General features: G+C 56.6%; 17 protein-coding genes. 8 read left to right on the top strand and 9 right to left on the bottom strand.

Features of this window, described 5'->3' with window-relative positions; translation table 11 throughout:
* Nucleotides 1–17: 17 nt before the first annotated feature.
* Genes L977_RS02610 through yihU form a run of 4 tightly spaced genes read right to left on the bottom strand, consistent with a single transcriptional unit; the run spans nt 18 to nt 5,099 of the window.
* Entirely contained in the window at nt 18–2,042 is a 2,025-nt protein-coding gene (locus L977_RS02610; RefSeq protein WP_023336487.1) for an alpha-glucosidase, read from the bottom strand.
* 17 nt (nt 2,043–2,059) lie between these two features.
* A complete protein-coding gene (yihS, locus tag L977_RS02615) occupies nt 2,060–3,301 on the bottom strand; it encodes a sulfoquinovose isomerase (RefSeq protein ID WP_014885754.1) in 1,242 nt (413 codons plus the stop codon).
* A gap of 14 nt (nt 3,302–3,315) precedes the next feature.
* Nucleotides 3,316–4,191, bottom strand: coding sequence for a sulfofructosephosphate aldolase (gene yihT, locus L977_RS02620; protein WP_014885753.1), 876 nt, complete (start codon nt 4,189–4,191; stop codon nt 3,316–3,318).
* A 17-nt stretch (nt 4,192–4,208) separates the two neighbouring features.
* The gene (gene yihU, locus L977_RS02625) at nt 4,209–5,099 is read right to left on the bottom strand and encodes a sulfolactaldehyde 3-reductase (RefSeq protein ID WP_023331632.1); all 891 of its coding nucleotides are present in this window, start codon (nt 5,097–5,099) and stop codon (nt 4,209–4,211) included.
* 155 nt (nt 5,100–5,254) lie between these two features.
* Between yihU and L977_RS02630 the strand changes: the two genes are divergently transcribed.
* From L977_RS02630 to fabY, 6 genes are all read left to right on the top strand, one after another.
* Entirely contained in the window at nt 5,255–6,151 is an 897-nt protein-coding gene (locus L977_RS02630) for a sugar kinase (protein WP_045268692.1), read from the top strand.
* A gap of 34 nt (nt 6,152–6,185) precedes the next feature.
* Nucleotides 6,186–6,986: a DeoR/GlpR family DNA-binding transcription regulator gene (locus L977_RS02635; protein ID WP_014885750.1), complete on the top strand. Its 801-nt coding sequence runs from the start codon at nt 6,186–6,188 to the stop codon at nt 6,984–6,986.
* A gap of 119 nt (nt 6,987–7,105) precedes the next feature.
* On the top strand, nt 7,106–7,705 hold the full coding sequence (yihX, locus tag L977_RS02640) for a glucose-1-phosphatase (protein ID WP_045268693.1): 600 nt from the start codon (nt 7,106–7,108) through the stop codon (nt 7,703–7,705).
* The gene (locus L977_RS02645; protein WP_014885748.1) at nt 7,699–8,580 is read left to right on the top strand and encodes a virulence factor BrkB family protein; all 882 of its coding nucleotides are present in this window, start codon (nt 7,699–7,701) and stop codon (nt 8,578–8,580) included. Before yihX ends, L977_RS02645 begins: the two co-directional genes overlap by 7 nt.
* Entirely contained in the window at nt 8,577–9,014 is a 438-nt protein-coding gene (gene dtd / locus L977_RS02650; RefSeq protein WP_014885747.1) for a D-aminoacyl-tRNA deacylase, read from the top strand. Before L977_RS02645 ends, dtd begins: the two co-directional genes overlap by 4 nt.
* A gap of 44 nt (nt 9,015–9,058) precedes the next feature.
* On the top strand, nt 9,059–10,000 hold the full coding sequence (gene fabY / locus L977_RS02655; protein ID WP_023336483.1) for a fatty acid biosynthesis protein FabY: 942 nt from the start codon (nt 9,059–9,061) through the stop codon (nt 9,998–10,000).
* 8 nt (nt 10,001–10,008) lie between these two features.
* Here fabY and L977_RS02660 read toward each other — a convergent pair whose 3' ends face one another.
* Nucleotides 10,009–10,929, bottom strand: coding sequence for an alpha/beta hydrolase (locus L977_RS02660; protein ID WP_047624625.1), 921 nt, complete (start codon nt 10,927–10,929; stop codon nt 10,009–10,011).
* Between the two features lie 228 nt (nt 10,930–11,157).
* Between L977_RS02660 and L977_RS02665 the strand changes: the two genes are divergently transcribed.
* Together L977_RS02665 and nadS are read left to right on the top strand one after the other, a co-directional pair.
* Nucleotides 11,158–11,469, top strand: a complete 312-nt coding sequence (locus L977_RS02665; protein WP_047624626.1) for a hypothetical protein — start codon at nt 11,158–11,160, stop codon at nt 11,467–11,469.
* Nucleotides 11,470–11,760, top strand: coding sequence for a NadS family protein (gene nadS, locus L977_RS02670; protein ID WP_047624627.1), 291 nt, complete (start codon nt 11,470–11,472; stop codon nt 11,758–11,760).
* A 41-nt stretch (nt 11,761–11,801) separates the two neighbouring features.
* Here the strand turns inward: nadS and fdhE are convergent, their stop codons facing one another.
* The 4 genes from fdhE to fdnG form a co-directional block, all read right to left on the bottom strand.
* Nucleotides 11,802–12,731, bottom strand: coding sequence for a formate dehydrogenase accessory protein FdhE (gene fdhE / locus L977_RS02675; protein WP_047343709.1), 930 nt, complete (start codon nt 12,729–12,731; stop codon nt 11,802–11,804).
* The gene (fdoI, locus tag L977_RS02680; RefSeq protein ID WP_008501832.1) at nt 12,728–13,363 is read right to left on the bottom strand and encodes a formate dehydrogenase cytochrome b556 subunit; all 636 of its coding nucleotides are present in this window, start codon (nt 13,361–13,363) and stop codon (nt 12,728–12,730) included. The genes fdhE and fdoI overlap by 4 nt, the downstream gene beginning before the upstream one ends.
* Complete coding sequence (fdxH, locus tag L977_RS02685) at nt 13,360–14,262, bottom strand: formate dehydrogenase subunit beta (protein ID WP_008501831.1); 903 nt, start codon at nt 14,260–14,262, stop codon at nt 13,360–13,362. The genes fdoI and fdxH overlap by 4 nt, the downstream gene beginning before the upstream one ends.
* A 12-nt stretch (nt 14,263–14,274) precedes the next feature.
* A partial coding sequence (gene fdnG / locus L977_RS02690; protein ID WP_052192602.1) for a formate dehydrogenase-N subunit alpha occupies nt 14,275–16,718 on the bottom strand: 2,444 nt, incomplete at its 5' end.

The following is a 16,718-nucleotide window of genomic DNA, read 5'->3' on the forward strand; positions in this document are numbered from 1 at the left end:
CCTGCGGGCGAGCCTTATCAGATATGACGTAAGGTGCTAAACAGATCTGCCCATTCACTGTGCTGGCGATAGAAGACCGGTGGCTTGCCGAGTGGGGCATCAACGGTCACGTCACCGCCCTGGCAGCATTCCCCGGTCCACGCATTCACCCAGTTGTCCTGCGGCAGATAGAGCGTCCAGTCCGTGCGCCCCTCTTCGTGAACGGGCGCCACCAGCAGATCGCGGCCAAACAGATACTGGTATTTCAGCGTGTAGGCGCGTGCGTCGTCCTCGTAGTGCAGGAACAGCGGGCGCATCACCGGCAGGCCGCTTTTCGCGTTCTGCGCGACGGCGGCTTTGATATACGGCTTCAGGGTGGTGAAAACGGTAGTCATGCGCGCGAAGTGCGCGATGGTTTCCGCATCGCCGTCGAACTGCCAGTTATCGCCAGGACGGTTACCTTCGTGGGTGCGCATCATCGGCGTGAAGGCGTTAAAATCGCACCAGCGCAGCAGCAACTCTTTACTGCGCTTCATCTCGAACAGGGTGGTATAGCCGCCGATGTCGCTGTGGTGCAGGCCGTGCCCGGTCATCGCCAGAGACAGCGCCGCAGGCACCACGGATGCCAGACCGTCGTCCAGGCTCCAGTCGACGTTCTGATCTCCCGCCCACATCATCACCGAGTGCTTCTGGCTGCCGGTGTAGCCTGCGCGCATAAAGAACAGGATCTCGCCAAGTTTGCCGGTCTCCTCCAGCGCCTCGTAGTTACATTTGGCCCACAGGGCTGGCCACGCGTTGTGCATGATCTCTGCGCTAACGCCGTTGTGCAGGAACGTGTCAGTCGGCAGATACTCTCCGAAATCGGCCATCCAGCCGCCGCAGCCCAGTTCGATCAGGTTCTTTTTGATAACCTCTTTGTACCAGTCGTAGGCTTCAGGATTGGTCAGGTCGATGACGCCCGCATAGAACTCGCCAAACTCGACGTGGTAGTCCTTGCCGTCTGCATTTTTGGTCAGATAGCCGCGTTTCGCTGCTTCTTCGCAGAGATCTTTATCGCTGGCGACGTACGGGTTGATGTAGGAGAGGAACTGCACGCCTTCCTGTTTCCATTGTGGAATACGCTCGTCAAGCTGTGGGTACAGCTCGCTGTTCCACTTCCAGTTCCACATCACGCGTTTGCCGAAGGAGGTCATGCGAATGCCGGACCAGTCCTGCGCCCAGATACCGTTCACCTTCACGCCCCCTTTGCGCATGACGTCGAGCTTCTGCTGACAGACCTCGGTGCCGCCCTGAATACCCAGCGTCACGCCGTCGTAAACCCAGTCTGGCAGTTCAGGCTGACGCCCCAGCAGTCCGGTGAGTTTTTCCAGCAGACCGACGTAGGTTTCCGCACAGTCGAAGCGCAACGTGGCGGTATCTTCCCAGAACGCCAGTTCGTGGAAGTCCGGCGCGCTGAAGTCAAAATTCATGTAGCAGCTGTTGTCCACGTGGCAGTAGTACTTCTGGGTGCTCACGAAGGTAGGCTGTGGGAAGAAGGTCCAGTAGTAATCGCCGCCTGCGTTCTCTTTGCAGTCGGCCTGCCAGGTCACGTAGGTTTGCTTGTTACGGCCCACGCCCTGTTCGCTGGTCCACAGCGGGAACGGCTTGCCGCGCAGATCGAAATAAGAGAACTGCTCGCCGCAGCCGTAAATGTGATCTTCTGGCTGAGCCGCCAGCCGCAGCCAGATGCGGTTATGGCGGGTGGCATCGTTTTTAAGCTTCATCTCCAGGCGGCCTTCGCCATCCACGCCCACCAGCAGCGTCGCGCTGACCGCATCGCCACGGGTAAAGCGGATCGCCCAGCCCGCGCTTTGCTGCGTGACGGTTGCGTCCGTCAGCGCGATCTTTTCGTTCAGTTTGTCCTTGATGCTGAAATTGCCGCGAAACATCTCAATATCGGCGACGCCTGCACCGATCCACAGGCAGGGCGCATCCGCGGTATGGGACAAAATCAGGCGGTTTTCCCAGTGCAGGGTGAAACCCCTTTCGTTATTTTTCAGGTCAATATTGTGTAGGGTACGCATAAAAACTCCGTCTTTTATTATTTGGCCAGGCAGTCCAGCAAACCGGCGGCCGTTGCCGGGGCTAAGCCCGGTGCCAGCGGCAAACGTGGGATCACCAGGCAGTGCAGCAGATGATAAATATCCTGCTTGCCGTCCCAGACTTTGGTTGTCACTTCGTTATGGGTATCCAGCTCCTGCCACCAGGAACCGTTCTCGTAATCCATCAGGTACTTAATGCAGTAATCCCACCACTTCTGATACCAGGCTTCGTACTGTGCTTCGCCGGTTACGGTGTAGAGCGCGTAAGCCGTGCCCATCGCCTCGACGATAGGCCAGCGCACGCGTTCACGGACAATAGGCTTGCCATCCCAGCCTACGGAGTAGACGAAACCATCGGCCCCGTCCGGTGCCCAGGCGTCGCGGATGGTGGCATGGAACAGTCCTTTCGCATCTTCCAGCAGCCACTCCGGCGGGGTTTCAAAACGGGCTTCCAGCGCGGCGCGCAGGTGCAACATCAGGCGGCCCCACTCGATCCAGTGGCCCGGCGTGCCGCCGTAGGCGCGGAAACGGTGGGCAGGATTGTCGATGTTGTAATCGCGGATCGGGTTCCAGTCGGTGTCGAAATGCTCGTTAACGCGGTACTCACCTTTGCGCGCCACGTCGTGAATAATCACCGAGGCGATGCGCAGGGCGCGGTCGAGCCACTTGCGGTCGTGCGTGACGTCATAGACGATCAGGAACGCTTCAACGGCATGCATGTTGGCGTTGCCACCGCGATAATCCTCGGTTTTGCTAAAGGCCTCGTCCCAGGATTCGAGGCACATTTGTTCTTCCTCGCTCCAGAAATAGCGCTCGATCACCTCAATCGCATCGTCCAGCAGTTTGCGCGCCTGCGGATGGCCGGTGGTCACGGCGCTCGCCGCGCCCAGCAGCACGAAGAAATGCTGATAGCCCTGCTTGGAGGCGTCGATCACGCCTTCATCGTTCACACAGGCGTACCAGCCGCCGTGCTGTTTGTCGCGCAGCGGGCCGTTGAGGGCATTAATGCCGTGCTCAACCAGGGCATACGCCCCGGGACGCCCCATATTGGCGGCCACCGCATACACGTGCAGCATGCGGGCGGTGATCCACAGATGCGTGCCCATATCGCTTCGCACCTGGCCGTTATTGCCCAGCCAGCCAAAGCCGGTCGGCACGGCGGCGTTTTTACCGAAATCGAAAATACGGTCGGTCTCTTGTTCGAGCCAGCGGTTATGGCTCAGGGTGTTAAACCATTTCATGTTCGGGTCCTTTCTTAGCGGCGAGCCATCATTTCGTCGACGATCTCACCCAAACGCTGCAGTTTTGGCACAGAGACATCGCGCAGCATCATTTCAGTATCCGGCAGCCCCACCACGGAGGACCACACGGCGCGACCGGCTAAAAAGCCTGAAGCCCCCGCCTGCATGGCAACCTGCACCGCGCGCGGGAAGAGCTTGTCATCCACGCCGGAAGAGAGGATCACCCACGGCATATTGATTTCCGCGTTCAGCTTTTGCGAGGCGGCCAGCAGTTCCTGCTGCGTACCTTTACCGAACAGCGGCATCTCCACTTTGTAGAGGTCGGCACCGCTATCGCCCAGCTCTCTGGCGGCGTCGATAATCGCCTGCTCGCGGTTGAACGCGGCACCGCGACGCGGCGGACGCACCACCGGTTCGATAATGCTAAGCAGTCCGTTGCTATGGCACAGCGTATTGAACGCCTTCACCATCTCCAGACGTTGCTGCGGATCTTCATCGCTGCGCCACAGCACCAGCAGCTTCAGCGCCTTGCCGCCATCGCGTTTTACTGCCTGCGCGTCGATGTTTTTGTCGATCACCACGCTATCGACCGGAATACCGTTGCCCGGTATAAACTCGTCCGCTGCCACAATCATCGCGCAGCTTTTGGCGACGGCCTGCTGCTCGACGATCTGGCGATAGCAGAACTGCTGGTCAACCAGAATAGCGGAGGCATACGGCGACAGGATTTTGGCAGCGTTAACCTTAAAATCCGTGAGGTGCTGGTCGGTTACCGGCACCGGCGCGCCTGCCGCAGCAAACATCAGGCGCATCGCTTCGCGCTGGTCCACGGCCAGCATGGCAAAACCGCCGGAAGGTCGGGTGATATCTTTCAGGGTGTACATCGTCATTCCTCAGTCCTTTCGTATCAGTGTGATTTTTTCAGCCCGGCAGATGCGCGAACCTGTTCAAGAATGGCCGTCCAGTCTTCGCGCCCGCGCCCGGCGGCGCGAGCCTGGTTGTAAACTTCACGGGAAGCCGCGCCGAGCGGCATGGGAACGTGGAGCTGGTTGGCCACGTCCAGGGCGATCCCCAGATCTTTATGCGCAAGGTCGATCATGAAGGCGGGTGAAAGATCCCCTTTCAGCACCTTGTTTGGCCATGAGGTCGTGAAGTGGCCTTTGCCTGCCGGCGTGCCGCTCATGACCTTGAGCGCCACGTCGAAGGAGAGGCCGAGCGCTTCGCACAGTACGGCCGCCTCTGCTGAAAGCGCGTTCAGGGCGATGCTCATGTAGTTATTGATAAGCTTCACGCGGATACCCATGCCCGGCCCGCCAGCGTTGATCAGCTCATTGCCCATCGCCATTAATACCGGCGTGGCGCGCTCAACCTGCTGCGCCGTGCCGCCTGCCAGCAGAAGTAACGTACCGGCGATGGCATGGTCAGACGTTCGTCCTACGGGGACGTCCATCAGACTGAAGCCGCGCTCCGCCATGTCGCGGATCAGCGCGTCAGTTTGCAGTGGATGAATAGTGGACATATCGATCACCAGCGCGTCGCGGGATAACCCTTCGCAAACGCCGTGCTCACCAAACAGTACGCTGCGCACCAGGTCGCCGTTGGGCAGCATGGTAATGACGAATTCGGCATCCGCAGCGGCCTGCGCTGGCGTCGCCACTGCCTGTGCGCCGCTCTCCACCAGCGTCTGAACGGCCTGCGGGTTCACATCAAAGACCTGAAGCCGGTGACCTTGTTTCAGCAGATTCTTCGCCATTGGCGCGCCCATCTGCCCTAAACCGATAAATGCGATTGCTGACATGCCTTTCTCCTGTCACATCGTGTCAATTTTTGCGCGTTTGTGTTGTCTGTTTTTGATCGTATTTGTAATTTATAGTCAAAAAATTGACAGGGGTCACTTTTTAAACATTTGATGAAATTAAAATGGCAGCATCAGAAATCGCACAAGGAATCACCATGACTCGCATCGTTTGTGTCGGCATTACCGTGCTGGATCGCATCTGGTATCTCGATGATTTACCAAGGGAAGGTGGGAAATATGTCGCAAAAGATTATACGGAAGTGGGCGGTGGCCCGGCGGCAACTGCGGCGGTGGCGGCAGCGAAACTGGGGGCTGAGGTGGACTTTATTGGCCGCGTGGGTGACGACGAGACCGGAAGACGCCTGCTCGCGGAGCTGGAATCCCTGGGGGTGAATACCCGCTACACGCGCGTGTTTAAAGGGGCCCGATCGTCACAATCCGCAGTGCTGGTGGACGCCAGCGGGGAGCGCGTGATTGCGAACTACCCCAGCCCCGATCTTCCCGCTGAGGCTGACTGGCTGCAAGACGTCGACTTCTCACAATGGGATATCGTATTAGCAGACGTGCGCTGGCATGACGGGGCAAAACAGGCGTTTATCCGTGCTCGCCAGCAGGGCGTACCCACCTTACTTGATGCGGATGTCACTCCGCAGGACATCGCGGAACTGATCGCCCTAAGCGATCATGCCGCCTTCTCCGCGCCGGGACTGCGGCGTTTAACGCAGCTGGATGGAGCTGAAGACGCGCTGAAAAAAGCACAAATGCTCACAAATGGACATGTGTACGTTACGCAGGGGCGAGACGGTTGCTTCTGGCTGGAAAGCGGCAGGTTATGTCATCAGCCTGGCTTTGAGGTCGAGGTGGTTGATACCACGGGGGCGGGCGACGTTTTCCACGGTGCGCTGGCGGTCAGTCTGGCGCAGCAAGCGTCCGCCGCTGACGCCGTGCGTTTTGCCAGCGCCGTCGCCGCCCTGAAATGCACCAGGCCCGGCGGGCGTGCGGGTATACCCGACTGTGATCAAACCCGCTCTTTTTTGTCACTTTTTGTATAAAATGCGGGGCGTGATGGTTTTCAGAGGACAGCCCATGAGTCTTACCGAACTGACCGGCAACCCGCGTCACGATCAGCTGCTGACGCTGATTGCCGATCGCGGCTATATGAATATTGATGAACTGGCGCAGCTGCTGGATGTGTCCACACAAACGGTACGACGGGATATCCGTAAGCTCAGCGAGCAGGGACTCATAACGCGTCATCATGGCGGTGCGGGCAGGGCGTCCAGCGTGGTGAACACGGCGTTCGAGCAGCGTGAAGTTTCGCTCACCGAAGAGAAGCGGGCGATTGCCGAGGCGATTGCGGACTACATTCCCGATGGCTCAACCATCTTTATCACCATCGGGACGACGGTGGAGCATGTTGCCCGGGCGCTGCTCAATCACAACCATTTGCGCATTATCACCAACAGCCTGCGGGTGGCGCACATTCTCTATAAAAACCCGCGCTTTGAAGTGATGGTCCCCGGCGGCACGCTGCGCCCGCATAACGGCGGCATTATCGGCCCGGCGGCGACGGCGTTTGTGTCTGGCTTCCGGGCGGACTATCTCGTGACCAGCGTAGGGGCGATTGAGCACGACGGTGCGATGATGGAGTTTGACGTCAATGAAGCCAGCGTGGTGAAAACCATGATGGCTCACTCGCGCCATATTTTACTGGCAGCCGATCATACGAAATACAGCGCTTCCGCCGCCGTAGAAATTGGCAACGTGGCGCAGGCCACGGCGCTATTCACGGATGAGCTTCCCGGCTCGGCGCTGCAAAATCTCCTCAAATCCAGCAAAGTGGAAGTGGTCGAAGTCAGTTCAGGAGAAGAACAGCAGGCTGGCTGACCTTTTTTTGGCCCGATATCTCTCTTCGGGCCATTCCTTTCTTTAAGCTGAATCTCGCACATAGCCAAACCTTCTCTTTCCCGCTACAGTTATTTTTCCACGGCGAGCAGGAGATAAACATGCTTTATATCTTTGATTTAGGAAATGTAATCGTCGATATCGATTTTAATCGCGTGCTGGGCGCATGGAGCGACTTTAGCCGTGTTCCGCTGGCGACGTTAAAGCAGAATTTCGCGATGGGCGAAACCTTTCATCAGCATGAGCGCGGTGAAATAAGTGACGAAGAATTCGCAGAGCGTTTCTGCCAGGACATGGGGCTGTCGTTAAGCTATGAGCAGTTTTCGCACGGCTGGCAGGCGGTATTTGTCGCCATCCGCCCGGAAGTGATCGACATCATGCACAAACTGCGCGAGCAGGGGCACCGAGTGGTTGTCCTGTCGAATACTAACCGCCTGCACACCACGTTCTGGCCTGAAGAATACCCTGAAGTTAAGGCAGCGGCAGATAAAATCTATCTCTCGCAGGAGATGGGTATGCGCAAGCCCGAAGCGAGGATATATCAGGCCGTTTTGCAGGCAGAAGGTTTCACTGCCGCCGATGCCGTCTTTTTCGACGACAATGCCGATAATATAGAGGGAGCTAACCAGTTAGGTATCACGTCAATTCTGGTGACCGGAAAAGAGACGATACCCAACTACTTTGCGAAGCAGTTATGTTAAAAACCGTTCATCAAAAAGCCACGCATCATACGCGCCCGCTGAGAGCCTGGCTAAAACTGCTCTGGCACCGCATTGATGAGGACAACATGACCACGCTGGCGGGAAACCTCGCGTACGTGTCGTTGCTCTCATTAGTGCCGCTGGTGGCGGTGATCTTTGCGCTATTTTCCGCCTTTCCGATGTTTGCGGACGTCAGCCTGCAGCTTCGCCATTTCGTGTTTGCGAATTTCATTCCTGCCACCGGGGATGTTATCCAGAACTACATCGAGCAGTTCGTTGCCAACTCCAACAAGATGACGGCGGTGGGGGCGTGCGGGCTGATTGTCACTGCGCTGCTGCTGATGTATGCCATTGATAGCGCACTGAACACCATCTGGCGGAGTAAAAAAGCGCGGCCAAAAGTCTACTCTTTTGCCGTGTACTGGATGATCCTCACGCTCGGCCCGCTGCTGGCCGGGGCGAGCCTTGCCATCAGCTCTTACCTTCTGTCATTGCGCTGGGCGAGTGATTTAAACGGCGTTATTGATAATGTGCTTCGCATCTTTCCGCTGATCCTGTCATGGCTTTCGTTCTGGCTGCTCTATAGCGTCGTACCGACCACGCGCGTACCAAACCGCGATGCGGTAGTGGGGGCGCTGGTGGCGGCCGTGCTTTTTGAGCTGGGTAAAAAAGGGTTTGCCCTTTACATCACCATGTTTCCGTCCTATCAGCTGATTTACGGCGTGCTGGCGGTGATCCCCATTTTGTTTGTCTGGGTCTACTGGACCTGGTGTATCGTCTTGCTTGGTGCCGAAATAACTGTCACTCTCGGCGTATACCGCGAACTTAAAAAAGCAGCAGCAGCTGAAAAACAACAAGAAGCAGACCAACCATGATTGCATTGATACAGCGCGTAACCCGTGCCAGCGTCACCGTGGAGGGAGAGGTGACGGGTGAAATTGGCCCAGGACTTTTGGTGTTGTTAGGTGTCGAAAAGGATGATGACGAACAAAAAGCTAACCGCTTATGCGAGCGGGTGCTGGGTTACCGCATTTTCAGCGATGCGGAAGGCAAGATGAACCTGAACGTCCAGCAGGCGGGCGGCAGCGTGCTGGTGGTGTCCCAGTTTACGCTGGCAGCGGATACCGAGCGCGGCATGCGCCCGAGTTTCTCGAAAGGCGCCGCGCCCGATCGTGCAGAAGCACTTTACGAATACTTTGTTGAGCGTTGTCGCCAGCAGGAAATGCATACGCAAACCGGACGATTCGCTGCAGATATGCAGGTTTCGCTGGTGAACGATGGCCCCGTCACATTCTGGCTCCAGGTATGAGCCAACTGGCGGCGTGGCCGCGGGTAACAAGAGAGAGTACAGCTATGTATCACCTTCGAGTACCGCAAACGGAAGAAGAGTTAGAAGCCTATTACCAGTTCCGCTGGGAAATGCTGCGCAAGCCATTACATCAACCGAAAGGCTCTGAGCGCGACGCCTGGGACGCAATGGCCCATCACCAGATGGTGATGGACGAGGAGGGCAATCTCGTCGCCGTCGGGCGTCTGTATATCAATGCCGATAACGAAGCATCTATTCGCTTTATGGCGGTTCACCCTTCCGTACAGGACAAAGGGCTGGGGACGCTAATGGCAATGACCCTGGAGTCCGTCGCCCGGCAGGAGGGCGTTAAGCGCGTCACCTGTAGCGCCCGCGAAGATGCCGTGGAGTTCTTTGCCAAACTCGGTTTTGTAAATCAGGGGGAAATCACCGCCCCGCAAACCACGCCGATTCGTCATTTTTTGATGATCAAACCCATTGCCACTCTGGACGACATTCTGCATCGCGCAGACTGGTGCGGTCAGTTACAGCAAGCCTGGTATGAACATATCCCTCTGAGTGAAAAGATGGGCGTGCGCATCCAGCAGTACACCGGGCAAAAATTCATTACCACCATGCCGGAAATCGGCAACCAGAACCCTCACCACACCCTGTTTGCTGGCAGCCTGTTTTCTCTGGCAACGCTCACCGGCTGGGGGCTGATCTGGCTGATGCTGCGCGAGCGCCATCTTGGCGGCACCATCATTCTGGCCGATGCCCATATCCGTTACAGCGCGCCGATCAGCGGTAAACCGAGCGCGGTGGCTGATCTTGGCGCACTGGGCGGCGACCTTGATCGTCTGGCGCGTGGCCGCAAAGCGCGCGTGCAGATGCAGGTTGAGCTGTTTGGCGATGACACCCCGGGCGCGGTGTTTGAAGGAACTTACATCGTTCTCCCTGCGAAGCCGTATGGCGCGTATGAAGAGGGGGGGAATGAAGAGGAGTGATCGCCTGTTTACTCTTCCCGGACGTGCCTAATCCGTCCGGCGATATCCCGCATTACGTCTCGCGCTGACTGGCTAATACCACCAAGCTGGAAGAAGCCATGGATGACACCCAGCCAGCGTTGAGCGGTACACTCCACTCCTTGCTCTGTCAGGTGCTGATACAACATTTCTCCTTCATCACACAGCGGATCGTGCTCTGCGGTAATGATGTGCACAGGGGGAAGACCGTGAAAATCATCCCGCCACAATGGGCTGGCTTCGGGATGCTGACGGTCAGTGTCTGCGAGATACATCTCATACCCGCTAAGCAAGGTATCTCGGGTGATGACATAATCTGCACCATTGAGAATATAACTTTCAAAACTGGCCGTAGCGTCGAGCATAGGGTAGATAAGAATCAGCTGTGCAGCTTGCCAGACACCTTTCGTTTTGAGTCTTAGCGACGTCACCAGCGCCAGATGTGCGCCTGCACTGTCTCCGCAAAGGGTGACCCGGTATTTATCTACGCCTAATTTTTCGGCATTGTGCCAGATAAGATCTGCAGCTCTTTCTGCATCGTCGTGTGCGGCGGGGAAGGTATGCTCGGGTGCGAGTCTGTACTGAACCGCAATGACCCGGGAGTGGCTGTGAAAAGCCAGTTGACGGAGTTGATTATCATGCGTGTCAAACCCACCGCTGACAAAACACCCACCATGATAGTAGAAGGCACAAGGTAACGTTTCAGGGGCATTGACAGGCGAAAATACCCGAAAGGTCAAATCCTCAATAACAAGCGTTTCAACCTGGACACGAGTTTCTTTTTCCCCGGCCAGCGCTGTGCTGGCGACATATCCGCTTCTCCGGTCATCAATACTCTGCTTTCGCGAGGAAGGTCGTCCTGCGGCAATAAACTCCTGTACCAGCTTATCAATACCCTTCTCCAGAGCCATGGTTACGTCCTTTTACTGTGTGTTTATACAGTTTATAGCCTGGTTTACAGCAGATGAAAACAAAGAAATTGGGTTAAACCAGAGATTTGGAAAAAGGCTCGCAAAATCCTTATACACTCAATGAAATAAATGGATTAGTTGCTCGAATATCAATAACGTAGCTCATATGGGAGTACGTCATTGACGTACATAGGAGATGTGTTACTCTAAGCCAATGGCGTATAATTTATGCTATTCATTGAAACGGATATTTTCACAGAAGACGTCAAAACGTTACTGGATGACGACGAATACCATAAGCTTCAGGTTTTCCTGGTAACGCAACCTAATAATGGCGATCTGATTCAGAATACGGGGGGCCTGCGAAAGATTCGCTGGTTTTCTGGAAGCAAGGGAAAGCGTGGTGGAGTAAGGGTTATTTATTTTCATCGTACGCGTGAGTTTGAAATTAGGTTGCTGCTCATTTATCGCAAAGGGATCAAAGATGACCTGTCCGCGAAGGAGAAAGCCATTCTGAAAAAGATGATAGAGAGGTGGTAAATGGATAAGGCGCTGTTTGAGCGATTAACCCAAAGCATTGCGCAAATGAACGAAATTGCCGAGGGCCAACGCGAGCCGTCGCGTACGTTTCAAATCGATGCGATGAAAATAAAAGAAATTCGCCAGGCGTCCGGGTTGTCGCAGAGTAAATTCGCGAACTTAATCTCAGTCAGTGTTGATACGTTGCGTAACTGGGAACAAGGCAGACGCTCACCCACAGGCCCGGCCAAAGCGCTCTTGCGCGCCATTGCTAACGACCCTCAACATGTCATCTCTGCGCTATCGCAGTAAATAGCCCGGTTGCACAGAGGCTCACCGGGCTTTGGTGGAAATTACTCCCCTTCACCCGGGAACAGGAACGGGTTGATTGAGCTGCGGGCGAAGCCCTCCTGCTCCATTTTGGCGTCCAGAATCAGCGAGGCGAGATCGTCGGCTACCGCGTCGACTTTCGGGTCTTTTTCCTGATACAGAATCTTCAGGTAGGTCCCACAGTCGCCGCAGCTTTCGGCTTTCACTGCCGCTTCTTCATTTTCCAGCGACCAGTAGTTGAGATCGCGGGTCTGCTCGCAGTTGCTGCACTTCACGCGCACGACGTGCCATTCGGTTTCGCACAGGTTGCAGTGCAGGTAGCGCAGCCCCTGGGTGGTGCCAATCTGTACCATGCTGGAGACCGGCATGGAACCGCACACCGGGCAGAACTGGCGCGCTTCGCCGTACTCGGCGCGGGCTTTGCCGGGGATCAGGCTTGCCATCTGCGCCCAGTAGAGCGACAGTGCCGCCCAGATAAACGGCGCTTTATCACTGCTGACCAGCGAAAAGTCGGAAGCAAACAGCGCACTCGCCATCTCTTCCAGCTCCTGTTCGGACGCTTTTTCCAGGTTCTCAATGACCGCAAGCGCAGTACCGCTCATTTCGGGCTTCAGCTCGGCAATCAGCGAATGCAGCAGCTTGTGCCAGTGCTTGTCGCGCGGCAGGACGTGAATATCCAGCGGCGGCTTGCCCTGCTCATTGGCTTCTTTGATGCGCGCAGTCAGGTCCATTTGCAGTGGGTGGTCGTACAGCACCACTTCCTGCGCGTGGGCGACAAGCGCAGCAAAACGCAGAAAATCGCCCAGCGGGTTGTTCTCTGCCAGCTCGCGCAGACGCTCTGCGCGGCGGTTGTAGAGGTTCTTGAGTCTGGGGAATAACAACGGCGGAATATACTCCGCCGTACGTTTCTCGCTCGACCCCAGCTCATCTTGCGGGATTATGCGAATACTCATTCAGATGACTTTTCCTGTTTCTGGCGGACTTCACGGTACCAGCGCGGGTGATGTTTCTTCGCCCACGTACTGGTTACCCAGCCTTCCACCATCGCGGTAATGGTGCCTTTCACCCAGAGGGCGGCGTAAATATGCACCATGATAACCACAATTAGCGCCACTGCGGCAAATGAATGCAGCATCAGCGCGAATCGGATCACCGGGATTGAGAAAGCAGGCGCAAAATACGGACGCCAGATGATCACGCCGCTGACCAGCAACAGGACCAGGAAGATAATCGCCGCCCAGAATACGCATTTCTGACCGAAGTTATAACGCCCGGTATCACCTACTTCCTCGTTGACGACGATCTTACGAATATTCTTCGCCCAAAAGATATCATCCCGATTGATTAGGTTATGGTGCCAGTAGCGGAAAAACATGATGATGAACGACGCGAACATGATGACGCCAACAAACGGGTGCAGTATACGCGCCAGTTGTGGTGTCCCCATGATCTGCATCAGCCAGTTGAAGGAGGGGAAGAAGAACCCCAGCCCGCTTATCGCCGCCAGCATGAAGCAGAAGGCGGTGACCCAGTGGTTGATGCGTTCCGGCGCGGTGTAGCGCACGATGGTGTCACGTTTTCTCATTTGCGCACCTCGTCTTTCTCTTCATGCAGGTTGTCGTCTTCCTCTTCCGCACGGTTCGGACCGACGCCGACGTAGTGGAAGATGCTCGCTGCGAAGGTGGCAGCAAAACCTACCGCGGCCAGCGGTTTCCAGATGCCTTTCCAGAACTTCACGGTGGCGCTGATTTCCGGGTTCTCCGGCAGGCCGTGATACAGATTCGGCTTGTCGGCATGGTGCAGCACATACATCACATGCGTACCACCAACACCGGCCGGATCGTACAGGCCCGCATTGTCGTAACCACGGGTTTTCAGCTCGCCCACGCGCTCTGCCGCCAGCGTTTTCATATCCTCTTTAGATCCAAAGTGGATAGCGCCGGTTGGGCAGGTCTTCACGCACGCGGGCTCCTGGCCGACAGTGACGCGGTCAACGCACAGCGTGCATTTGTAGACGCGGTTGTCTTCCGGGTTCAGGCGCGGTACGTCGAACGGACAGCCCGCAATGCAGTAGCCGCAGCCGATGCACTGCTCGGACTGGAAGTCGACGATGCCGTTGGCATACTGAATGATAGCCCCTTCTGACGGACATGCCTTCAGGCAGCCCGGATCCGCGCAGTGCATACAGCCATCTTTGCGGATAAGCCATTCCAGTTTGTCGTTCTGCTCCACTTCCGAGAAACGCATCACCGTCCAGGACTTGGCGGTCAGGTCCGCAGGGTTGTCGTACACCCCAACGTTGTGACCCACTTCGTCACGCAGATCGTTCCACTCAGAGCAGGCCACCTGACAGGCTTTACAGCCGATACAGGTGGTCACGTCGATAAGTTTCGCCACTTCCTGCTGGTGGTCCCGCGCCTGAGGCGCGGGCGTGAAACCGTTAGTCGCGGAACGACGGATAATGTCTTGAGATTGATAAGCCATAAGTCGTCTCCGTTACACCTTTTCCACGTTCACGAGGAAGGCCTTAAATTCCGGCGTCTGCGTGTTCGCATCACCGACGAACGGCGTCAGGGTGTTCGCAATGAACCCTTTTTTCGCCACGCCCTCATAGCCCCAGTGAATTGGGATACCGATGGTATCCACCTGCTGACCATGAACGTTCAGCGTGCGAATACGCTTGGTCACCACCGCCTTGGCTTTAATGTAGCCGCGGTTAGAGGAGACCTTCACGGTATCGCCATGGGCGATGCCGAGCTTGTTCGCCAGCTTCTCGCCGATCTCCACAAACTGCTCCGGCTGCGCGATGGCGTTAAGCAGCGCGTGCTTGGTCCAGTAGTGGAAGTGCTCGGTCAGACGATAGGTGGTGCCCACGTACGGGAACTTGTCTTTTTTACCCAGCGCTTCAAAGTCGCCCTTGAAGATACGCGCTGCCGGGTTAGAGACCACGTTCGGGTGCAGCGGGTTAGTGCCCAGCGGCGTCTCAAACGGCTCGTAGTGTTCCGGGAACGGCCCTTCTGCCATCTTATCAATGGCAAACAGACGTCCCATCCCTTCAGGCTGCATGATAAACGGTCCGACATCGCTGCCTGGTGCGGCAGTGCTGTAGTCCGGAATATCCACGCCACCCCATTTCGCGCCGTCCCACTTCAGAAGCTGACGCTTCGGATCCCACGGGTTGCCCTGCGGGTCAGCGGAGGCACGGTTATAGAGGATGCGACGGTTAAGCGGCCACGCCCACGCCCAGCCCAGCGTATTGCCGAGGCCCGACGGGTCGGCGTTGTCGCGGTTGGCCATCTGGTTGCCTTTCGGCGTCCAGCTACCAGCGAAGATCCAACAGCCGCTTGACGTTGTACCGTCATCGCGCAGATGGGCGAAGGTACTGAGCTGATCGCCTTTCTTCGCCAGCACGGTGCCGGTGGCCGGGTCGATAACATCCGCCAGCGCCTTACCGTTGCTCTCCATCGCCACTTCTTCCGGCGCAGGATTTTCAGGCGTCGAGTAGTTCCAGGTCATGTTCAACACCGGTTCCGGGTTCGCGCCACCTTCAGCCGCGTACATCTTACGCAGGCGTAAGAAAATACCGGCCAGGATCTCGCCGTCGTTCATGGCGATGCCCGGGGCGTCCGCACCTTTCCAGTGCCACTGCAGCCAGCGGCCGGAGTTGACAATAGACCCGTTCTCTTCCGCGAAGCAGGTGGATGGCAGACGGAAGACTTCAGTCTGAATCTTCGACGGATCGACGTCGTTCGATTCGCCGTGGTTCTGCCAGAAGGTCGAGGTTTCAGTATTGAGCGGGTCAATCGTCACCAGGAACTTCAGTTTCGACAGGGACTCAACAACCTTGTTCTTGTTCGGGAACGAGGCCACCGGGTTAAAGCCCTGGCAGATATAGCCGTTGACCTGGCCCTGATGCATCATCTCGAAGTACTGAAGCACGTCGTAGCCTTTGTCCCACTTCGGCAGCCAGTCAAAGCCCCAGCTGTTTTCCGCCGTCGCCTTGTCGCCGTAGAAGGCTTTCATCAGCGAGACGAAGAACTTCGGATAGTTGCCCCAGTAGTTCACCTGGCCTTCGAGCAGCGGTTTTGGCGTGCTGGCCGTCAGGTAGGTTTGCAGGTCGGTTTGTTTCTCGCTTGGCAGGTTCATATAACCTGTCAGGCTTTGAGACAGCAGGCCGAGGTCGGTCAGACCCTGAATGTTGGAGTGACCGCGCAGGGCGTTCACGCCGCCGCCTGCCATGCCCATGTTGCCGAGCAGGAGCTGAACCATCGCCATGGTACGGATGTTCTGCGCACCGATGGAGTGTTGCGTCCAGCCGAGGGCGTAGAGGAACGACGCGGTTTTATCTTTCGCGCTGGTTTCGGCGATCAGCTCGCAGACCTTCAGGAAGTCCGCCTTCGGCGTACCACAGATGTTTTCGACCACCTCCGGCGTGTAGCGGGAGACGTGCTCTTTCAGCAGGTTCCACACGCAGCGCGGGTGTTGCAGGGTGGTATCGCGTTTCGCAAAGCCTTTCTCATCCAGCTCGTAGTTCCAGCTGGTTTTGTCGTACTTGCGTTTTTCGGCGTCGTAACCGCTGAACAGGCCATCTTCGAAGTGGTAATCCTCACGCACGATCAGGCTGGCGTTGGTATAGGCTTCGGTGTATTCGCGGTTGTATTTTTCGTTGGTCATCAGGTACAGCAATACGCCTGACAGGAAAGTGATGTCAGTACCTGAACGAATAGGGGTGTAGAAATCCGCCACTGACGCTGTACGCGTGAAGCGGGGATCGATCACAATCAGTTTCGCACCGTTGTGGATTTTGGCTTCCATCGCCCAGCGGAACCCGACAGGGTGCGCTTCAGCGGCGTTACCGCCCATCACCACAATAAGGTTGGCGTTCTTGATGTCGACCCAGTGGTTGGTCATCGCACCGCGACCAAATGTTGGAGCAAGAC

It is taken from the genome of Enterobacter sp. ZOR0014, assembly GCF_000798855.1.
Taxonomy (GTDB): Bacteria; Pseudomonadota; Gammaproteobacteria; order Enterobacterales; family Enterobacteriaceae; genus Enterobacter; species Enterobacter kobei.

What these genes read in the sequence shown, in the direction of transcription:
- L977_RS02610 (WP_023336487.1), bottom strand. Translation starts at nt 2,042, where the DNA reads ATGCGTACCCTACACAATATTGACCTGAAAAATAACGAAAGGGGTTTC.
- yihS (WP_014885754.1), bottom strand. Translation starts at nt 3,301, where the DNA reads ATGAAATGGTTTAACACCCTGAGCCATAACCGCTGGCTCGAACAAGAG.
- yihT (WP_014885753.1), bottom strand. Translation starts at nt 4,191, where the DNA reads ATGACGATGTACACCCTGAAAGATATCACCCGACCTTCCGGCGGTTTT.
- yihU (WP_023331632.1), bottom strand. Translation starts at nt 5,099, where the DNA reads ATGTCAGCAATCGCATTTATCGGTTTAGGGCAGATGGGCGCGCCAATG.
- L977_RS02630 (WP_045268692.1), top strand. Translation starts at nt 5,255, where the DNA reads ATGACTCGCATCGTTTGTGTCGGCATTACCGTGCTGGATCGCATCTGG.
- L977_RS02635 (WP_014885750.1), top strand. Translation starts at nt 6,186, where the DNA reads ATGAGTCTTACCGAACTGACCGGCAACCCGCGTCACGATCAGCTGCTG.
- yihX (WP_045268693.1), top strand. Translation starts at nt 7,106, where the DNA reads ATGCTTTATATCTTTGATTTAGGAAATGTAATCGTCGATATCGATTTT.
- L977_RS02645 (WP_014885748.1), top strand. Translation starts at nt 7,699, where the DNA reads ATGTTAAAAACCGTTCATCAAAAAGCCACGCATCATACGCGCCCGCTG.
- dtd (WP_014885747.1), top strand. Translation starts at nt 8,577, where the DNA reads ATGATTGCATTGATACAGCGCGTAACCCGTGCCAGCGTCACCGTGGAG.
- fabY (WP_023336483.1), top strand. Translation starts at nt 9,059, where the DNA reads ATGTATCACCTTCGAGTACCGCAAACGGAAGAAGAGTTAGAAGCCTAT.
- L977_RS02660 (WP_047624625.1), bottom strand. Translation starts at nt 10,929, where the DNA reads ATGGCTCTGGAGAAGGGTATTGATAAGCTGGTACAGGAGTTTATTGCC.
- L977_RS02665 (WP_047624626.1), top strand. Translation starts at nt 11,158, where the DNA reads ATGCTATTCATTGAAACGGATATTTTCACAGAAGACGTCAAAACGTTA.
- nadS (WP_047624627.1), top strand. Translation starts at nt 11,470, where the DNA reads ATGGATAAGGCGCTGTTTGAGCGATTAACCCAAAGCATTGCGCAAATG.
- fdhE (WP_047343709.1), bottom strand. Translation starts at nt 12,731, where the DNA reads ATGAGTATTCGCATAATCCCGCAAGATGAGCTGGGGTCGAGCGAGAAA.
- fdoI (WP_008501832.1), bottom strand. Translation starts at nt 13,363, where the DNA reads ATGAGAAAACGTGACACCATCGTGCGCTACACCGCGCCGGAACGCATC.
- fdxH (WP_008501831.1), bottom strand. Translation starts at nt 14,262, where the DNA reads ATGGCTTATCAATCTCAAGACATTATCCGTCGTTCCGCGACTAACGGT.